Origin of the sequence: Sulfuricurvum sp., assembly GCF_028710345.1 — a bacterium.
In the GTDB taxonomy this organism is placed as follows: Bacteria; Campylobacterota; Campylobacteria; order Campylobacterales; family Sulfurimonadaceae; genus Sulfuricurvum.
This window is the reverse complement of record NZ_JAQTUH010000012.1, coordinates 25,166-41,950: the sequence shown is the minus strand read 5'-3', so window position 1 is coordinate 41,950 and position 16,785 is coordinate 25,166. Positions and strand designations below refer to the sequence as shown.

Here is a 16,785-nt window from a genome sequence, read left to right as displayed (position 1 = left end):
CCGCGCTGGCTGTAATGTAGGTTAGGGTATCTACGCCTGCTCCTCCATCCATGATATCATCTCCTAAGCCGCCGGATAGAATGTCATTACCTCCTAAGCCTAGTAGGGTGTCGTTGCCCTCTAAGCCGCTTAGGGTGTCATAACTTCCTGCATCAATTGCATCACCGTTTAGGGTATCGCTTCCAGCAGTTCCGGTTAAAACAAGATCATCGCGTATTGGTGTAACATTGAATGTTACTGTATTTGCAGTTGCAGAGTATGCAATACCATCAGAGACTTTAAATCCAAATGATGTGTAAGTGTTTCCATTGCCATTTGCATCTGGGGTAAAGATAAGATTGCCTCCACTGATATCGTAAGCATAAATCTCTTGGTTTAGGGTGACGCTATAGCCATTGAATGTCAGTGAACCTTTTGCCGGGAGGGTTGTAATCATGATTTTGGTGAGGATGTCACCACTGTCGATGTCTGTGAATGCAAAGTTGCTTAGGGTTAATATCTTTGCTGTGTCTTCGTTGGTAGTGAGAGTTGCATTGCTTGAAGTGGGTGGAGTATTGCTGAAAAGAGAAGCATCGATAATCGTATCTGAAAATTGAAGAAATTCGATATTTGTAAGGATGTCACTCCCTTCACTTCCAGTTATGTTATTGGTAACGGAAATAGAACCATCGTTATTGCCAATGATAGTATAGTCGTTTGAAGCGTATGTGTAAAGAGCAGTGTCTGTACCATTTCCTCCGTTGATTGTATCGTTACCACCGTTACCTTTGATTTGGTTATCGCTTGAATTACCAATAAGTGTATCGTTATAGGCACTACCGTCTAAATTTTCAAAATTCAAAATGGTATCATTGCCATATCCTGTATTTTGTGCTGTGGTAATGCTAAGATTTGCAGTGATATTTCCCGTGGCATTTTCAAAGGTAAATGTGTCGATGCCATTTCCACCGTCTACTGTATCGTTCCCATCACCGCCTCCGATAAAGTCATTTCCACCGCGTCCATAGATGATGTCATCTCCTGCTTTACCTTTGATATAGTTGTCCCCTTCAGTTCCATAGATAGTGTCATTGTAGTTTGAACCGATAACGTTTTCAAAGTTGAGAATCGTATCGTTACCGCCACCACCTGTGGCTTGTTGCGTGGTGATTTCGAGGTCAACGGTTACTCCGCTTCCCGCTTGTGCGAATTGAATCTCATCAATACCGTTTCCTCCATCGAGATAGTCATCTCCTGCTGATGCTCCAATAAAATCATTTCCAGCATCACCGTAAATCGTGTCATTTCCAGCTCCGGCACTAATGGTATCACTACCATCTCCGCCATGAATGATGTTTGCTTGAGCGTTTCCGGACAATGTGTCATCATAGTTTGATCCGACAAGGTTTTCAAAGTTAAGCAAGGTATCAGTACCTGCACCGATAGTATTTTGTGCGGTGGTGAGTCCAAGGTTTACTGTAACACCGGCAGTGGCTTGATCGTATAAAACGGTGTCATTTCCAATGCCACCATCCAATACGTTTGCATTATTATCACCGGTGATTATGTCTGCGTATGCACTTCCTGTCACATTTTCAAATCCAAAAATTGTATCATTTCCAGATGCCCCTGTCGCTTGTGGAGAAGTGGAGAGAAGAGAAATGACTATACTACCTGTTGCATTTATATACGATAAAGTATCGTTGCCTCCTCCTCCATCGATGATATTGTCACCGCTTCCAGCTATTATAGTATTGTCTTGTCCATTCCCAAAGGCACTAGCTACGCCGGTATTCATGATTTTGAGTGTTTCGACATTCCACTGTAAATAAGAATAATCTAGGTAGCTTAAAACTGTGTCATTGCCCGCATTATCGTTTTCCCAATAGTTGTCTCCTGCATCATCAACGACATACGTATCATCACCCATTCCACCGCTCATATTGTCCGAACCAATTTCTCCATTAAGTGTATCGTTTCCATTACCTCCATCGAGTTCATCATTTCCATCGCCACCATTGAGTGTATCATTGCCATCATCACCGCGCAGTTTGTCGTTTCCAGGCGTTCCGGTAATCGTATCATTACCAGCACGACCTTCAGCTTCTGTCACACCAGTTAATAGTGAAAGATCGATGATGTTATCCCCCGTTCCACCCATAGCAGACATAAAGGGATCGGTACTGGTAAAGGTATTGCCTACACCATCGGTTGCTGTAAATGCATGAGTTGCAGTAGCATCGACGACAACGAAATCAGTAGCGCTTAGGGTTTGTGTAGAGGAGGTCATTGTGACGGTAGAACCATTAAGTGATTGGGTTAAAGTGCCCATATCGGTAGTACCATTCTTATAAAGCTTAAGTCCGGTAATGAGAGCCGAAGCAACCGTTTCTCCATAATAAAGGTTGATGCCATTGGAGGTAAGTACTGCATTTAAAATATCAGGACCTGTCGTATCGACGATTTGAACAACGTTTGTCCCTTGGGTAGTGCCGAGAGTCGCTCCGGATATACCATTGAGTGCAACTACAAGGCTTTTATTCCCCGTTGCTCCTTTTTGATAAATCCCAAGAGCTGTACCATCTACCGATACTTGTGTTCCAATAGTGGTTCCCGGAGTAGTAATATTGGTTTCAAGATAATCGTACATTGCTTGCGCTTTTTCTGCCGTATCGATGGTAATGATTACCCCATTCGTATCTTTAAAAGAAGCAAGACCATTGGTAATACTGTGCGAAGCGAAAATCCCGACATCGGTTCCATCAACATAACCTACGGTATTGGAGGCTATAACATTAGAAATCATACTAAGCTTATCATTGGTTGTTGTTCCGGAAATATCAAAACCTTGGATAATCTGAGGTCCTTGCGTCAATAAGCTAAAACTATCATTTACCCACTGATCTCCAAAACTAACCGTGTCGGAAGCAGCAGTGCTTTCTGTGAGGTTGACGTAAGTCGGTACATTGCCACCGCTAAGCGTGATACTATCGGCTCCATTATTGGCAAAAACAGAATAAGGCTGATTGTAATTGTAAACATTCATCAAATCGATCGATGAGACACCGCTTCCTCCAACGAAAGCTGTACCATAACTCAAATATTGTCCACTGTTAACACCCTGCGCTACTCCACCGGATGATTGCATAATCACATACTCGGTAGATGTAATAGGGGAGCTGAGTGTTAGCGTCCAGATACTTGTGGCAGGGGAACCATATCCCGCACCACTTACAGCAGTAATACCTAATTGATTTCCCGTACTTGTATAAAAAGTTACGTTGGATGGGTTTGTTAGTTGCATTGCCTCATCATAAGTGATTGTTAGAATGTTGTTAACGACTGTTGCTGAAAGTATTGTTGCCATAGTAAATCCTTTCGTGATTTGTATGGAAATCATTTTAGGTTATAAAAGCTAATTTTTGTATTAAGAAAAATAACAAGAAGTTATTGTGAGAAGTGAGGTGAAAAACCTCACGAAAAAAGGCTAGAATTTTAAGACGACGTTTGCAGCAATAGCGATTTGATAAAGGATTTGCGTTATTGCACTAGCTACTTGGAGTGTTTGGCTTTCAGCTTTTGGAAGTACTAAAACAGAGTCCCCTTTTTCCATTTTAGGTTGGTTATTAAACGAAAACATGGATGCATCATATTTTTCTGCTTTTCCACTTGCACGAATTACTAAAATACGTTCTTTATTGGCACGTTCACTGATGTCGCCTGCCATTGCAATATAATCATTTAAAGTGTATTTGTCCATATAGGTAAATGCACCTGGAAGAGCCACTTCTCCCTGAACAACAACAATATTGTTTTTTGTTGGAACTCGAATAGTATCACCCTCTTGTAAGACGATAGTATCAAGCGCAGAAAGGTCACTAATCGTGATTTGACCGGTTGGTTCTACTTTTTTTGCACGATCGATAAATTGGAGAATTGATTGAGTCTCTTGTGACCTCATTGAAGCTTCTTGAGGTGAAACAGAAGAGGTGGTAAGTGCTAGTGTTTCCAGCTCATGCAGTTGGGCATCAATCAACTTTTTTTGTATCTCCGCAACACTTTTACGGTATATTTGGATTGCGTCGACATTGGACTCAGTATTAAAATGTATCTGCTGACGTAGTTTTCCTAAAGTTGTCCCTTTAGGTACAATGAGCGTATGTAATCCTGAGTGTTCTCCGTCAATAGTTATTTGAACATTCGATGCTGAGTAATCGGGTAAAAATTCTACTGTGTCTCCAGAACTCAACGTGATAGAATTAAATTTGTTAAATGGATATGATTTAATGTTTAAATGATTATCACTACCATAGTTTTTAACAACTGCATTGGTTGCTGTCGGCTTTATCCCGCTAAGACGAGCAAGTTCTGAGAGAGACATCGTTAACTCTTTGGCTTCAAAACGGAAAGGGCGTTGCACTTCTCCTAATGCGCTGATATAAGTTCCGACACTATCAACCAATATGACGTCTCCTGTCCGAAAGGCAAACAGTTCCATTTGTCCGTTAAGCATGAAATCGTAGAGGTCAATTTTTTTAAGTATTTTATTATCTCGTAAGACAGATATACGCCGAAAACTACCAAATTCAGGATTAATTCCTGAAGCTTTGTCAATATATTGCAAGAGGGAGTCGGAGCTAAGCCCTTTATATAGTCCCGGTTTATTAACATTTCCGGTAACAAATAAGGAGACATTTTGATATGCTCCCATATCTGCATAAACATACACATTATTGCGATACACTTTTTTCACATTATTGGTGATAGTTGTTACTAAATCTCCATTACGAATCCCTAAAAGCTGTACCGTTCCTACTCTGGGAATAAAAATATTGCCTTGAGAATCAATAGTCAGTGGTTGCTCATAGTCAAAAGCTCCCCACATTTTAATCGTCACAACATCTCCGATTGCAAGTCGATAATCGGGATTATAGATATGTTGGGTGCTTTGGGTAAAGTTACCGTTAAAGAGATGTGCTCCAAAAATTGCTTTGGTACTTATTGGTGAGATCGATGAGTTATTGGCTTCGCTCATGGTGATGGATGATACATCAACGGCAAAGAGATTGATGGATAGTAACAATTGTAAAGTGAAGAATTTTAGTGTTTTCATTAGTATTTACGATCCTCTATGGTGGCTTTAATAAGACGTCCAATTCCAAATAATATCGACAATACGATAAATAATGTAATCAAATTGTACAAACGGCGCGGATATGTAGCCATCTCAGGGAGAGGAGGATTCTGTATAACCGCTAAATATTTAGTTTTTTGAAGGGCGTTGATACGACTTTTTTCTACTGCAGTTAGTGCTAATTTATAGCTGTCTTCCGCAAATCCTGCATCAATAGTTAAATTTTGAAATTCTGATGCTAACGCATTCATCGGTTTCCCGGATGAAGAAGCAACCGCTGCACTCTCTTTTTTCATCTGCTGTTTGATAGCCGCGATCTCACTTTTGAGAGTAACTACTTGAGGAGCACTCTCTTGCAGATAAGAAAGCATACTGTTTAATTCAGCCTCTTTTTGAGCAAGTTGTGTATCAAAGCCGGTAGACAATGATGCTTTTGCTTGAGCTTGACTTATTGGGTCAAACATCCCGTATTTATTTTGGAATGCTAAAAGTTTATTTTTAGCATTGCTGTAACGCTCTTTTGTTTTTAATAATTCTGATTCTGCAAAAGTGAGTTGTTGACGGGACATTTTGTGAGAAAGTTCATTAACGAATTGTTCACTTTCTTCTAAAATGGTGGATGAAAGAAGTTGTGCTTGTTCCGGCGTAAACCCTTCAGCCCTTATTTTTAATAAACCCGTTATGTCATCATAAACAATTTCGACACGGTTTTGATAATACAATAAATATAACTCTTCTGGCATCCAATCATACAAACGGTAAAGGGGATCTCGCTTTTGAGCTTGAAAAGTTTTTTTAAGGGCAATTTTTTGATCTAAAGTTTTCAGCATATCGATAGAATGGATATATTCACGTAAGTAAAGGGTATCTTGCTTAGATGATGAAGTCATTCCTGTTAGCATAGCTAAACCGCTAAGTGAACTATCTGCCCCGTTAGCCTGAGTGACGCTGACGACACTTTCACTAACATAACGGTTTGCAGCAAAGAAAAAATAATATGCCATTGCAATTCCTAATGGAATCAATACAAAGAGTGTAAACGGTTTTGAGAATCTCATTTTTTTTGTCCTATTGTTTGGTACACACTGATCCCTTCATTAACATCTTCATAGATAGTTGCTTCCCCGTGATTAATAATGACAACATAGTGACATAGGGATCGAATATCTGCCATGTTGTGAGACACCATGATAACATTTGCGTTGGCTAATTTCTCTTTATAAACTGCGGTACTTTTTTGTTTGAATTGAGCATCCCCGACGGCGCCTATCTCATCAATTAGATAATAATCAAAATCAAACGCCATGCTAAGACCGAAGGTTATTCGTGATCTCATGCCGGACGAATATGATTTGATAGGCTGATCAAAATATTCACCGATCTCAGCAAATTCTTGGACATAAGTTATTTTTTCTCGCATCTGATCCCCAGTATACCCATAAATACGACAAATAAATTTGATGTTATCCCGTGCACTAAGAGATCCTTGCAATCCACCGGATAACCCTACTGGCCAAGAAATCGATTTATCCGTTATTACACGTCCACTATCGGGGATATCGATTCCCCCTAAAATTTTCAATAATGTTGATTTACCAGCACCGTTTGGCCCCAGCAAGCCAATACTATGATTCTCAGGAAAGGTGAATGAGAGATTTTGAAAAACATGATGATACCCTCCCCCGGCTAAAGGGTACGACTTTGAAATATTATCTAAAATAATCATGTACTTGTCCCTAATGCAATTCGATTACGATAATAAAACCATAGAGAGATATATAAAACAATCAAAGTGAAAAAGATAGGATAACCGATGGTTATTCCCTCTATTGTAGGATAATAAGAAAAAAAAGACTCGCGAAAAATTTCAATAACATGCAATACTGGATTATATTGTAAGACGGATAGATATTCGGCGGGAATTAACCAGATTGGAAACATCACACCTGAAACAAGATAAAGTACCGTTATTACCGCATTGACAATTACTTTAGTGATTGAAAAAGCATGCGCCAACATACTTACAGCAATTCCGACACCAACCCCCATAATAATAATTAATCCAAGAGCTCCTAATGCTTCCAGTGGATGATTGACGGTAATATCAACACCAAAAAACCACCCCATAATGATGATGATAAAAGTAAAAACAGTTAAATAAATAGTAACTTCTAGGACTGTACGCGTTATGTAAGTATCGATAGGCTTAACAGGCTTATAGGCAAATAATGCACGATTGGCATCCAGGCTAGACATTAATCCTGTAACAATATTTTTAAAAATAAAAAAAGGGAGCATTCCTGTTACATAAAAAAGGGCAAAAGGGACTTGAGGCATCATGCTCGACCGCATAAAATTAAAAATTAATAGCATAAGTACAATTTGTATCATTGGCTCTAAAAAAACCCATAATACCCCAAATTTACTATTTCCAAAACGTGTTTTAAGCTCTCTCAAAAAAAGGGCAAAAACAACAGTACGGAAAATTTTAAACGGAGAAATTGCCATCGTAAAGTGTTTACTCGCTGTATTTAAATTTAAGGGTGATATTAAATTATACTCCATATTATATTAAAACTACTGTCATTGACTAATGAATACATACTACTATTGCTTCAACCTTAAAGCATCCTAAATATAAAAAACCCTTAAGGTATCTATAACATCGTTTGCACTATTATCCCAAAAGTTAAACAAGACTATTTTAGTCTTTTATTTGAAATCCTACTTAGGAGCATGAAATGCAAGTCTATTTGGACAATAACGCAACAACGATGGTCGATCCCATCGTCACTGAAGCGATGATACCGTTTTTTAGTGAGATTTACGGTAACCCAAACTCGTTGCACCGATATGGAACCGCGTCGCATCCCGCGATCACGAAAGCGATTAATCAGATGTATAAAGGGATCGGGGCGAGTGATAACGATGATATTATCTTTACGTCGTGTGCGACCGAAGCGAACAATTGGGTTCTTCAATCGGTATGGGTGGATAAAATTCTAAACGGCGATAAAAACCATATTGTGACCACCGAAATTGAACACCCATCCGTCCTCTCTACCTGTAAGTTTCTCGAAGAGCAAGGGGTAAAAGTGACCTATTTGCCGGTGAATGATCAAGGGGTTGTGGAGGCGCACACGGTACGTGCTTTTATCACCGAAAAAACGGCATTGGTCTCGATCATGTGGGCGAACAATGAGACAGGGATGATTTTTCCGATTAAAGAGATTGGTGAAATATGCCGTGATAAAGGGGTTCTTTTCCATACCGACGGTGTTCAAGCGGTGGGTAAAATCCCTGTGAATATGCAAGAGGTTCATGTCGATTTTATGTCGATGTCTGCCCATAAGTTTCATGGGCCCAAAGGGATTGGTGCCCTTTATATCCGTAATTCGCAAGATTTGAGTCCATTATTGCACGGTGGGGATCAAATGGGGGGTCGTCGTTCAGGGACTCTCAATGTCCCCTACATCGTGGGGATGGGGATGGCGATGGAGCTTGCAACCACTAATATCGACGAAAAAATGGCGCTCATCCGTGCCAAGCGCGATCGTCTCGAAGATGCTTTGCTCGGTTCACTTCAAGATGTCTTTACGGTAGGTGATCGCAATAACCGTACCCCAAACACTATTTTAATCTCGATTCGCGGGGTTGAAGGTGAGGGGATGTTGTGGGATTTGAACAATGCCCTTATTGGTGCCTCTACCGGCTCTGCCTGTGCTTCGGAAGATTTGGAAGCAAACTCGGTTATGCTCGCTATCGGTGCCGATAATGAGTTAGCTCATACGGGTATCCGTCTGAGTCTGAGCCGTTTTACGACGGATGAGGAGATCGATTACGTCATAGAGAAATTTGAGTCGGCAGTCAAGCGGTTACGGGCAATTTCGAGCTCGTATGCAATCGTACAGCCAACCCCCGGCGGTGAAGCCGGAGAATGTCACATTCACCATTAAAAGGATACCACTATGGCAAAAAATGATTTATTGGGAGGGTCTCTTTGGGATCAGTACTCCAACAAAGTAACCACATTGATGAACAATCCCCACAACCAAGGGGAGATTACTGAAGAGGAGTGTGCGGCAAGCGGACATAAACTCATCGTTGCCGATTTCGGTGCGGAGAGCTGTGGGGATGCGGTACGTTTGTATTGGGAAGTAGATCCGCAGAGTGATACTATCGTCAAATCAAAATTTAAAAGTTTCGGTTGCGGCACGGCAATCGCCAGCTCCGACATGATGGCGGAACTCTGTATCGGTAAAACGGTTCAAGAAGCGGTTAAAATCACCAATATCGATGTGGAGTTTGCTCTTCGTGATGAGCCAAATACTCCAGCCGTTCCACCTCAAAAAATGCACTGTTCCGTTATGGCGTATGACGTTATCAAAAAAGCGGCAGGATTGTATCTCGGTGTCGATGAATCGAGCTTTGAAGATGAGATTATCGTGTGCGAATGTGCCCGCGTGAGTTTGGGGACGCTTCGTGAAGTGATTCGCTTGAATGATCTTAAAACCATCGAGCAAGTGACTGATTACACGAAAGCGGGCGGTTTCTGTAAATCGTGTATCAAACCGGGTGGACACGAAGCGCGTGAGTATTATCTCGTCGATATTCTCGCCGATGTACGTGCCGAAATGGATCAGGAGAAAATGCGCGCTGCTGCCGATGCGGGAAGTCACGGAGATTTCGAAGCGATGACGTTGGTGCAAAAAATCAAAGCGATTGATAGTATCGTCGATGAGTCGATCCGTCAGTTTCTCATCATGGACGGCGGAAATATGGAGGTTATCGATATTAAAGATTCTCCCGATTATATCGATGTCTATATCCGCTATTTGGGTGCGTGTAATGGGTGTGCGAGTTCCAGCACGGGGACATTATATGCTATCGAAGCGACGTTGAAAGAAAAACTTTCACAAAAAATCCGCGTTCTTCCAATCTAATTTTTCTCCCGTCATTCACCCTAAAGAGCATTTCGCCCGCGAAGGCGGGCATTGCCTTCATAGAGGAGGCTTTGCACTGCCCCCTGTTGCAAATCCAATTTTTCTAATATTAAAAAGTTTATTGTATTAACTCACCAAACTGGTCATTTTTAAATGTCGCTTGACATCATAGCGTTCACCTTGCATCACATCCATATAACCATACGGTAATGTGGGGTCATTTGATTTATGTTCCCATCCGCTTATTGTATACTGAGTTCCATTTGTAGTGGTATAAATCAAAAATTTATGATAATACTCTACGCCACCAAATGAACCTATATTTCTATAGCCAACTTCTATTGTTTCCATTTTAAAAATCTTCCTTTTATTATTGTCGTCTAAAATAACGTGAGCTAATGCTTACTAGCTTATTATTGCTATCAAATTCAAAAAATACTTCTACGGTTTTATCATCATCTTTAGAAAATAAAGGATTATTCCCCTTTATACCAAATGCAACAATTCTGCCATCACTCTTTACATTTGAGTCGATTTTCATTTGAGATAGTTTTGTTATTACCTCTTCTTTACTTTCACCAATTTGAAAATACTTCATCACCATGTTCGTAACTTCAGCATAATTTTTTTGTATACCCAAGTAATTATCTGGTTTTATTTTTGAATTGTAAATTTCATTAAACATCGCTTTATCCCCTTTTGCATTTATATTACTAAATTGAATCGCCGAACTATTACACGCACTTAATCCAATGACTAAGGTCGATTTCAAAAGTATTTGCAACAAACTTATTTTTATGTTTCCATTGTGTTTTGACTGTGTATTCATTTACGCCACTCTCCTTGTATCTTTAAAGTTTTGATTATTCACAGCATCTATTTTTTTATGAGCTAGATTCCCGCCTTTGCGGGAATGACGAGGAAGTGCCGCAAACCCATTTTGTGCTCTTTTGCCATCAACTATCGTACGATCTCCAAACAGTTCTCCACCGTTATCAATAGTCCCATTGCCATTACGATCCAATACCAACATACCATCATCCGCACTAACCCATCCGGTAGCGGTTTTTATCCCATCACCATCATGATCGAATAATACATTTCTAGCATCACTCACTCCGATTGTTTCGATCCCATCTCCATCGAGGTCAAGAACGAGAGGATCAGCACGAGGAGGTGACCAGTTTTTCGCGGAGGTGTAGAAGTCACTGACGGAGGGATCGATAGGTCGAGTAGTGTGATTGTCGGGGAAAGGGTCATTTTTCCAATCTTTTCCTCCAAGTGTATCTAGCTGCGCTAAAGCGACATGAGCTAAATCCCATAAGCTCTTAGCCCCAAATGCCAGTTCTGCCAATGGAGCATATAACACTCCGTATAATCCAGAATCCCAATTGCCATTTGCTATATCACTCAATAGAGCGATATCGGCATCAAAAATCATTTGAGCCGCAACAACAGGGTCTGCTACAGCCTTTTTCTCAGCTTCCCAATAAGCTTTATCATGTTTTAGAAAAAGTGCATCAAGACCATCATATACACCATAATTCCAATCGGGTTCTTTCCCTGGAGGAGTTCTTTCCCCAGCAGACCAACCCGGTCCACCCCAATATCCGTATGTCGGTACAATTTCATTAAGTGTCATGATTGCACCTCTTGTCCTACATTAATCCAACTAGTATTTTCAGGCTTTAACTCTATGGGTGCTGTTGTATTGGTCTCGATGTTGTATAAGTAAACTTTCCGTTCACTTCCTCGTGATGGTGTGGTATCGGCGACAAAAACAGCCTGTGTTCCATCAGGGGTAATTGCCCCATCAATGATCATCCATTTTAGATCGGTGAGCTGGCGTCTTTGGCCATCTTCATACAGAAATAGGTCATAATTGTAAGGAGTAGTATTATGTAAATGGCTTCTTGCAATACAAAGGATTTTTTTACCGTCTTTAGAGATATCTGAAAAATATGAGATATCTTCATAAATAATTGCTGGGTTGGCTTCAGTTTGTAGAATTTTACTATTATTAATATAAGTTATATTACTTTTATATTTCTCCTCGTGTATATTTTGACGTTGTTTTATTTCTTCAGTGTAATCAAATCCAGAATAAGGCCAGTCGGCCGCAAAAATATAATTCTCTCCGTTTGGAAAGTAACGTGGTGCTGCTCGTCCACTGCGAAAGCAAATATTAGTTAGACGCTTTTCTTGTTTATTGGACAAATCCATTTCGAAAATATCACTATGACTATATTTAAGTTCTCCACTTTTTGTTCGAAAATATGCTGATTTAAAATAGATTAAGCGATCACCGTTCGGTGAAAATGATAGATATGTTCTTCCCGTATCGGATTTTAGAATTGTTCTAAAAGTTAATGTAACTAAATTTAATATACATAATCCAGTATCTTCTTGGAGTTTATTTTTAAGAGTAAATGCAAATACCATCTCTTTACCATCAGGAGAAAAACTTCCGTCATACCACATCTTATATTCTTCCGGTGGACGAATCAGCTGGAGCTTGCCTGTCGCAATTTCAAGAATCCCGATATACGAAATCCCTTCCTCATTATCCACCATCGGTCGATAATTGAGAACCACTTTAGTTCCATCAGGCGAAAAGTTTCCAAACCGTATATCGGGATCATGAGATGTACGCATCATCTGATGATAACTCTCAGATAAATGCCCATAATTGAAAAGTGTTCCGAAAAAACCTTTTATTCCTTCACTACTTGCCATCATTATTCCTCCTCCTATTAATAATAACCCTGCAAGAGCTGATCGTCTAGTGATTAATTTTTTTTGTTCATTTTCCATTGCTAACATAATCATGCTCCTTGTTTTATTGAATCCTGTATTATTTACGATTATCTCGTCATTCCGCACACGAGAAAACATCGTATTGTGAGCTCAACCCTTATCTTTATGCGGGAGCCATCCTCAAAAATTGATTCCGTGTCGTAGCACGAAATGATGGATGAGGTGAAATATTGAGATTACAAAATAAATAAGATTGGTATATTTTAGCAAATATGCGTTAAAAAATAATAAATATAATTGATAATATTTTATCGAGTCAGGATTGTATTATGGTTTTAAAGAAACTTTTATATGACACCAAAAGAGTTTTTACACCACATAGGAGAGATCTAATGCAAACAATGAGCTTAAGAATGCCAGACTATTTAAAATCAGCGGTCAGTGATGTTTGTGGGGCAGAAAAAATATCATTAAATCAATTTATCATCAATGCTTTGAGTGAAAAGGTATCCGCATTGCAAACGGTTGATATTATTGAACAAAAAGCTTCAAAAGCTTCAAAAAAAGATTTTTTAAATGCTTTAAATCAAGTTCCAAGCAATGAACCATATGAAGACGATAAGCTTTAAAGGCAAAATAAAGTGATTTTCGTTACGGTTGCATTATTGTTTTATAGCAAAACAGTTTATTCTTTGTAATTGTGAATCGGAAGGGTGATCGTAAAGATCGCCCCTTTCTCTTCATTTGCGGCTTCAATTTTCCCTTCAAAATGTTTTTCAATAATGGTTTTAGACATATAGAGCCCTATTCCACTCCCTTGTACTTTATTTTTGGTTGTAAAATAGGGATCAAAAATTTTAGGGAGTACGGTTTCGGGAATACCTCCCGCGTTGTCGGTAATCGAAAGGGTGATGGAGTCATCGGTTGCGCTGAGATCGATCCGTACATTGCCACTGTCATAACCATTCTCTTTGATCGCATCGCGAGCGTTGCTGAGGATATTGAGGAGTACTTGAGAGAGTTCTCCTTGCGGTCCGTATACAGTTATGGTGCGTAATGCATTATCGGGTGTGTATTCAAGCGAAATGTTGTTCATCTCATAGGCACCGCGAATAATGTTGATGGTTTGTCCGATACACTGATGGAGAGGAAAGATGGTTTTATCCTTATCGGGATTGGAGAAGTTTCGGAAATCATCGATAGTACCCGAGAGAAATGCGGTGTAGGTGTTGATTTGCTTAAAGGTTTCGAGTATCTCATCGGTTGTCATCCCTGCCAGTTCCAGGGCAAATTCAGCATTAATAATCGCGTTATTGATCGCCCCGATGGGTTGACGCCATTGGTGGGCGATATTGTCAAACATCTCTCCCAATGCCGCCGAACGTGATTGTGCAATAAGGCTTTCTTGCTGCCCTTTTATCTCTTGGGTAGCTTCGTAAATTTTTGTTTGAAGGGTACGCAGATGGGTTTCAAGTGCGGTGACATCGATTCGCATATCCATATACTCTTCGATTTCGTATTTACCGTTTAAAAGAGGGATGATATAGGTATCGGTATAGATGTCATCCTCTGATTTAGCTTTGTTGATAAGTGTACCATGCCATACATGTTTTGATTGAGCCTTTTTCCATAAATCGATCATCTGCTCTTTTGCAGTATTCTCAGGATGGTGAAAAAGTACGTGTCTTTGCCCGATAATCTCTTCGGCTTTATACCCATAGAGGTAGCAAAAATGTTCATTAACATAGGTTATGACACCGTTAATATTGGTTTTAGAGATATTGAGGCAAGAGTCAAGGGCGTTTTTGTATTGGTTTAATAAGAGATTTTGTTTGATTGTTTGCTGGTTGGAGAGGGAGATAAAATAGAGTTTTTTTGACATCTCTTCAATCTCATGGGTTTGCAACGGGAGTGTCAGTACGGCATTGATAGAGATGCGGACAGCTTGCAGAAGCTCTTCACAGGTTGGATGGGTAGCTACAATGATGGTAAGAAGAGATTTTTTGACCATTTTGATTTTCTCTACGGTGTTGAGCGCTTCGCTAAAAGGAAGTGAATCATCGATCAAAATCGCATCAAAGGAGTTGTGGATTACCTCTTGGAGTATGTCAGTACCGTTAGTGAGCTGTTGCATTGTGGGGAAGTAATGATGAATCATCTCCATAGAGGATTGGCGATGCCCTATATAGAGGAGATTAATAGTGTGCATTAGAAAAATTCTATCTCACCGTCGACTTCGGTTTGGGTGAGGATGTTATGGATAAGCTGGATATCGCTTAAAAGGGACGCGTTATAAAAGCATGGGTCAGAAGATGGTTTTTCCCATACATTTTGTCTAAATGTTATGAGGGTAAAATTAAAACTCTCTAATAGTTCACGCAACGAGGAGATTTTTTCGATAAATACATCTTTATGTATTTCAAATGCACGTGCCATCTCCTGTAGTTGAAGACCTATCTCTACAAAAAGGGTATGCGCATAGAGAATAGCGCCGTAACGTCCGTACTGTTTTGCTATATGGGAAATAGAAGGGTAATCGATGTGATCATTTTGAAACATCATTAAAATATCGCTATCAAGCTCTTCATTGAGATCGCGTAGCTCATCTATCTCATCGGGGAGAAGTTGGCTGAAGTAGTCTTGGTTAGCCTCAGAACAGGGTATAGGGTTAACATTTTTGACTTGTTGACTTTTGATATGCTCTTTTTTGATTTGGGTTTGAAGAATACGAATCTTATGCTCTAGATCTTCTTGATACGCTTTGATTTTTCGTCGGTTGTCGATGGCAGAGCATACGCTGTACAAGGCATTGATAAGATTGATTTTATTGATCGGTTTGGTAAGGAAGCGATCAACCCCAAGATTGATTAACGTGAGTAGTCTATCAGCATCATTTTGAGCGGAAGTGACGATAATGGGAGCTTCAGAATTTACTTCTTTAATCTGATCAATCATGGTGATCCCATCCATAGTAGGCATCGATATATCGGTGATGATGAGGTCATAGTGATTGGTGTTATAAAGTTTTAACCCTTCTGAGCCATTTTCGGCAGCATCTACCTCTTTAAAAAGCTGTTTTAAGCTTGCAAGTAATCCATCACGAATCATTGCCTCATCTTCAACGTATAAAACACGTAGCTCTGAGGTAATGAGTTTGAGTTCCGAAAGGGTAAATTGTTTCATGTGATTTCTCCTGTAATGGTTTCATAGGCGAGTTTTGCAGAGGTTATATTTAAGGAATATTCTTCCAAGATAGGTTCAATCGTCTCAAATGGTTCAATACCTTTGAGTGTAAAAAGGAGACGTGCACATTTGAGGACAGCACACAATTTTGGATCATGTGCATAAGCAGGTGCAAGTGAATACTGGAGGCAATTAATCAAAGTGGTATCAAAAAACCATAGCTCGAACAGTTTGCAGGCCAGTTCATCGCCGGAACTTCCGATAATATTTTTCTCTTCCAAAAGGAGCTCTTGGGGAGAATTTTTGGTAAATCTATAAGGATTGGAGGCAAACATCAGTGCATAAGAGGCGATAAGACGACCTATTTCAAGGATAAAAGGGAGAGCCCCAAGGGATTTAAGAAGATGACGCTCTGTTTTTCCTAGCCAAAGATTCAAAAATGCTTGTTGTCTCTCCATCACTTTAAACCATATCTCAATAGTAATCCCAAAGGGTGTGAGATCGTTAAACGGATGAGCTTTAAGTGCGGCAACCATCGCCATACCTTTTAGAGAGTTAAGTCCAAAAAGGGAAATTACTTGTGAGATATTGGAGAGCGGTTTTTTAAATCCGTACTGGGGGGAGTTAGCGTAGCGTAAAATATCGGTATAAAGAAGTGGATCGGATTCTACAAGGCGTTCAACTGCTTTGTTGTTAATCTCCTCGGCGTTGTAGAGGTCGTTAAGTTTGAGAATAGTCTCTCTTAGAGGAGGGAACGATTCGATTGAATAGAGTAAAAAATCGTCCACA

General features: G+C 39.9%; 15 protein-coding genes. 3 read left to right on the top strand and 12 right to left on the bottom strand.

The window, feature by feature from the left end; all coding sequences use genetic code 11:
- The 5 genes from PHC76_RS12760 to PHC76_RS12740 all read right to left on the bottom strand — a co-directional run.
- A partial coding sequence (locus PHC76_RS12760) for a calcium-binding protein (RefSeq protein ID WP_299972747.1) occupies positions 1 to 3,346 on the bottom strand: 3,346 nt, incomplete at its 3' end.
- Positions 3,347 to 3,466: 120 nt separating this feature from the next.
- The gene (locus PHC76_RS12755; protein WP_299972745.1) at positions 3,467 to 5,092 is read right to left on the bottom strand and encodes a polysaccharide biosynthesis/export family protein; all 1,626 of its coding nucleotides are present in this window, start codon (positions 5,090 to 5,092) and stop codon (positions 3,467 to 3,469) included.
- The gene (locus tag PHC76_RS12750; RefSeq protein WP_299972743.1) at positions 5,092 to 6,171 is read right to left on the bottom strand and encodes a capsule biosynthesis protein; all 1,080 of its coding nucleotides are present in this window, start codon (positions 6,169 to 6,171) and stop codon (positions 5,092 to 5,094) included. Before PHC76_RS12750 ends, PHC76_RS12755 begins: the two co-directional genes overlap by 1 nt.
- A complete protein-coding gene (locus PHC76_RS12745) occupies positions 6,168 to 6,839 on the bottom strand; it encodes an ABC transporter ATP-binding protein (RefSeq protein WP_299972740.1) in 672 nt (223 codons plus the stop codon). The genes PHC76_RS12750 and PHC76_RS12745 overlap by 4 nt, the downstream gene beginning before the upstream one ends.
- Positions 6,836 to 7,678, bottom strand: coding sequence for an ABC transporter permease (locus PHC76_RS12740; RefSeq protein ID WP_300210306.1), 843 nt, complete (start codon positions 7,676 to 7,678; stop codon positions 6,836 to 6,838). The genes PHC76_RS12745 and PHC76_RS12740 overlap by 4 nt, the downstream gene beginning before the upstream one ends.
- Positions 7,679 to 7,854: 176 nt before the next feature.
- On the opposite strand from PHC76_RS12740, the gene PHC76_RS12735 reads away from it, so the two are divergent.
- Both PHC76_RS12735 and PHC76_RS12730 read left to right on the top strand, forming a co-directional pair.
- Complete coding sequence (locus tag PHC76_RS12735; RefSeq protein WP_299972736.1) at positions 7,855 to 9,069, top strand: NifS family cysteine desulfurase; 1,215 nt, start codon at positions 7,855 to 7,857, stop codon at positions 9,067 to 9,069.
- A 12-nt stretch (positions 9,070 to 9,081) separates the two neighbouring features.
- Positions 9,082 to 10,056 carry an iron-sulfur cluster assembly scaffold protein gene (locus tag PHC76_RS12730; RefSeq protein WP_299972734.1) on the top strand — a complete coding sequence of 325 codons (975 nt, stop codon included), beginning with the start codon at positions 9,082 to 9,084 and terminating at the stop codon, positions 10,054 to 10,056.
- A gap of 126 nt (positions 10,057 to 10,182) precedes the next feature.
- Here PHC76_RS12730 and PHC76_RS12725 read toward each other — a convergent pair whose 3' ends face one another.
- Genes PHC76_RS12725 through PHC76_RS12710 form a run of 4 tightly spaced genes read right to left on the bottom strand, consistent with a single transcriptional unit; the run spans position 10,183 to position 12,879 of the window.
- Positions 10,183 to 10,407, bottom strand: coding sequence for a hypothetical protein (locus PHC76_RS12725; RefSeq protein WP_299972732.1), 225 nt, complete (start codon positions 10,405 to 10,407; stop codon positions 10,183 to 10,185).
- A 19-nt stretch (positions 10,408 to 10,426) separates the two neighbouring features.
- The gene (locus PHC76_RS12720; protein ID WP_299972730.1) at positions 10,427 to 10,885 is read right to left on the bottom strand and encodes a hypothetical protein; all 459 of its coding nucleotides are present in this window, start codon (positions 10,883 to 10,885) and stop codon (positions 10,427 to 10,429) included.
- Positions 10,886 to 11,698: a hypothetical protein gene (locus PHC76_RS12715; RefSeq protein ID WP_299972728.1), complete on the bottom strand. Its 813-nt coding sequence runs from the start codon at positions 11,696 to 11,698 to the stop codon at positions 10,886 to 10,888.
- A complete protein-coding gene (locus tag PHC76_RS12710) occupies positions 11,695 to 12,879 on the bottom strand; it encodes a hypothetical protein (protein ID WP_299972726.1) in 1,185 nt (394 codons plus the stop codon). The genes PHC76_RS12715 and PHC76_RS12710 overlap by 4 nt, the downstream gene beginning before the upstream one ends.
- 326 nt (positions 12,880 to 13,205) lie before the next feature.
- Here PHC76_RS12710 and PHC76_RS12705 point away from each other — a divergent pair, with 326 nt between their 5' ends.
- On the top strand, positions 13,206 to 13,442 hold the full coding sequence (locus PHC76_RS12705; protein WP_299972724.1) for a hypothetical protein: 237 nt from the start codon (positions 13,206 to 13,208) through the stop codon (positions 13,440 to 13,442).
- Between the two features lie 56 nt (positions 13,443 to 13,498).
- Here PHC76_RS12705 and PHC76_RS12700 read toward each other — a convergent pair whose 3' ends face one another.
- From PHC76_RS12700 to PHC76_RS12690, 3 genes are read right to left on the bottom strand one after another with little or no spacing between them, the layout of a single operon-like run.
- Positions 13,499 to 15,022, bottom strand: coding sequence for an ATP-binding protein (locus PHC76_RS12700; RefSeq protein WP_299972722.1), 1,524 nt, complete (start codon positions 15,020 to 15,022; stop codon positions 13,499 to 13,501).
- Positions 15,022 to 15,996: a response regulator gene (locus PHC76_RS12695; RefSeq protein ID WP_299972720.1), complete on the bottom strand. Its 975-nt coding sequence runs from the start codon at positions 15,994 to 15,996 to the stop codon at positions 15,022 to 15,024. The genes PHC76_RS12700 and PHC76_RS12695 overlap by 1 nt, the downstream gene beginning before the upstream one ends.
- Positions 15,993 to 16,784 carry an HDOD domain-containing protein gene (locus PHC76_RS12690; protein WP_299972718.1) on the bottom strand — a complete coding sequence of 264 codons (792 nt, stop codon included), beginning with the start codon at positions 16,782 to 16,784 and terminating at the stop codon, positions 15,993 to 15,995. The genes PHC76_RS12695 and PHC76_RS12690 overlap by 4 nt, the downstream gene beginning before the upstream one ends.
- Position 16,785 lies beyond the last annotated feature (1 nt).

What these genes read in the sequence shown, in the direction of transcription:
- PHC76_RS12705 (WP_299972724.1), top strand. Translation starts at nt 13,206, where the DNA reads ATGCAAACAATGAGCTTAAGAATGCCAGACTATTTAAAATCAGCGGTC.
- PHC76_RS12700 (WP_299972722.1), bottom strand. Translation starts at nt 15,022, where the DNA reads ATGCACACTATTAATCTCCTCTATATAGGGCATCGCCAATCCTCTATG.
- PHC76_RS12715 (WP_299972728.1), bottom strand. Translation starts at nt 11,698, where the DNA reads ATGACACTTAATGAAATTGTACCGACATACGGATATTGGGGTGGACCG.
- PHC76_RS12740 (WP_300210306.1), bottom strand. Translation starts at nt 7,678, where the DNA reads ATGGAGTATAATTTAATATCACCCTTAAATTTAAATACAGCGAGTAAA.
- PHC76_RS12710 (WP_299972726.1), bottom strand. Translation starts at nt 12,879, where the DNA reads ATGTTAGCAATGGAAAATGAACAAAAAAAATTAATCACTAGACGATCA.
- PHC76_RS12750 (WP_299972743.1), bottom strand. Translation starts at nt 6,171, where the DNA reads ATGAGATTCTCAAAACCGTTTACACTCTTTGTATTGATTCCATTAGGA.
- PHC76_RS12725 (WP_299972732.1), bottom strand. Translation starts at nt 10,407, where the DNA reads ATGGAAACAATAGAAGTTGGCTATAGAAATATAGGTTCATTTGGTGGC.
- PHC76_RS12730 (WP_299972734.1), top strand. Translation starts at nt 9,082, where the DNA reads ATGGCAAAAAATGATTTATTGGGAGGGTCTCTTTGGGATCAGTACTCC.
- PHC76_RS12755 (WP_299972745.1), bottom strand. Translation starts at nt 5,092, where the DNA reads ATGAAAACACTAAAATTCTTCACTTTACAATTGTTACTATCCATCAAT.
- PHC76_RS12745 (WP_299972740.1), bottom strand. Translation starts at nt 6,839, where the DNA reads ATGATTATTTTAGATAATATTTCAAAGTCGTACCCTTTAGCCGGGGGA.
- PHC76_RS12720 (WP_299972730.1), bottom strand. Translation starts at nt 10,885, where the DNA reads ATGAATACACAGTCAAAACACAATGGAAACATAAAAATAAGTTTGTTG.
- PHC76_RS12735 (WP_299972736.1), top strand. Translation starts at nt 7,855, where the DNA reads ATGCAAGTCTATTTGGACAATAACGCAACAACGATGGTCGATCCCATC.
- PHC76_RS12695 (WP_299972720.1), bottom strand. Translation starts at nt 15,996, where the DNA reads ATGAAACAATTTACCCTTTCGGAACTCAAACTCATTACCTCAGAGCTA.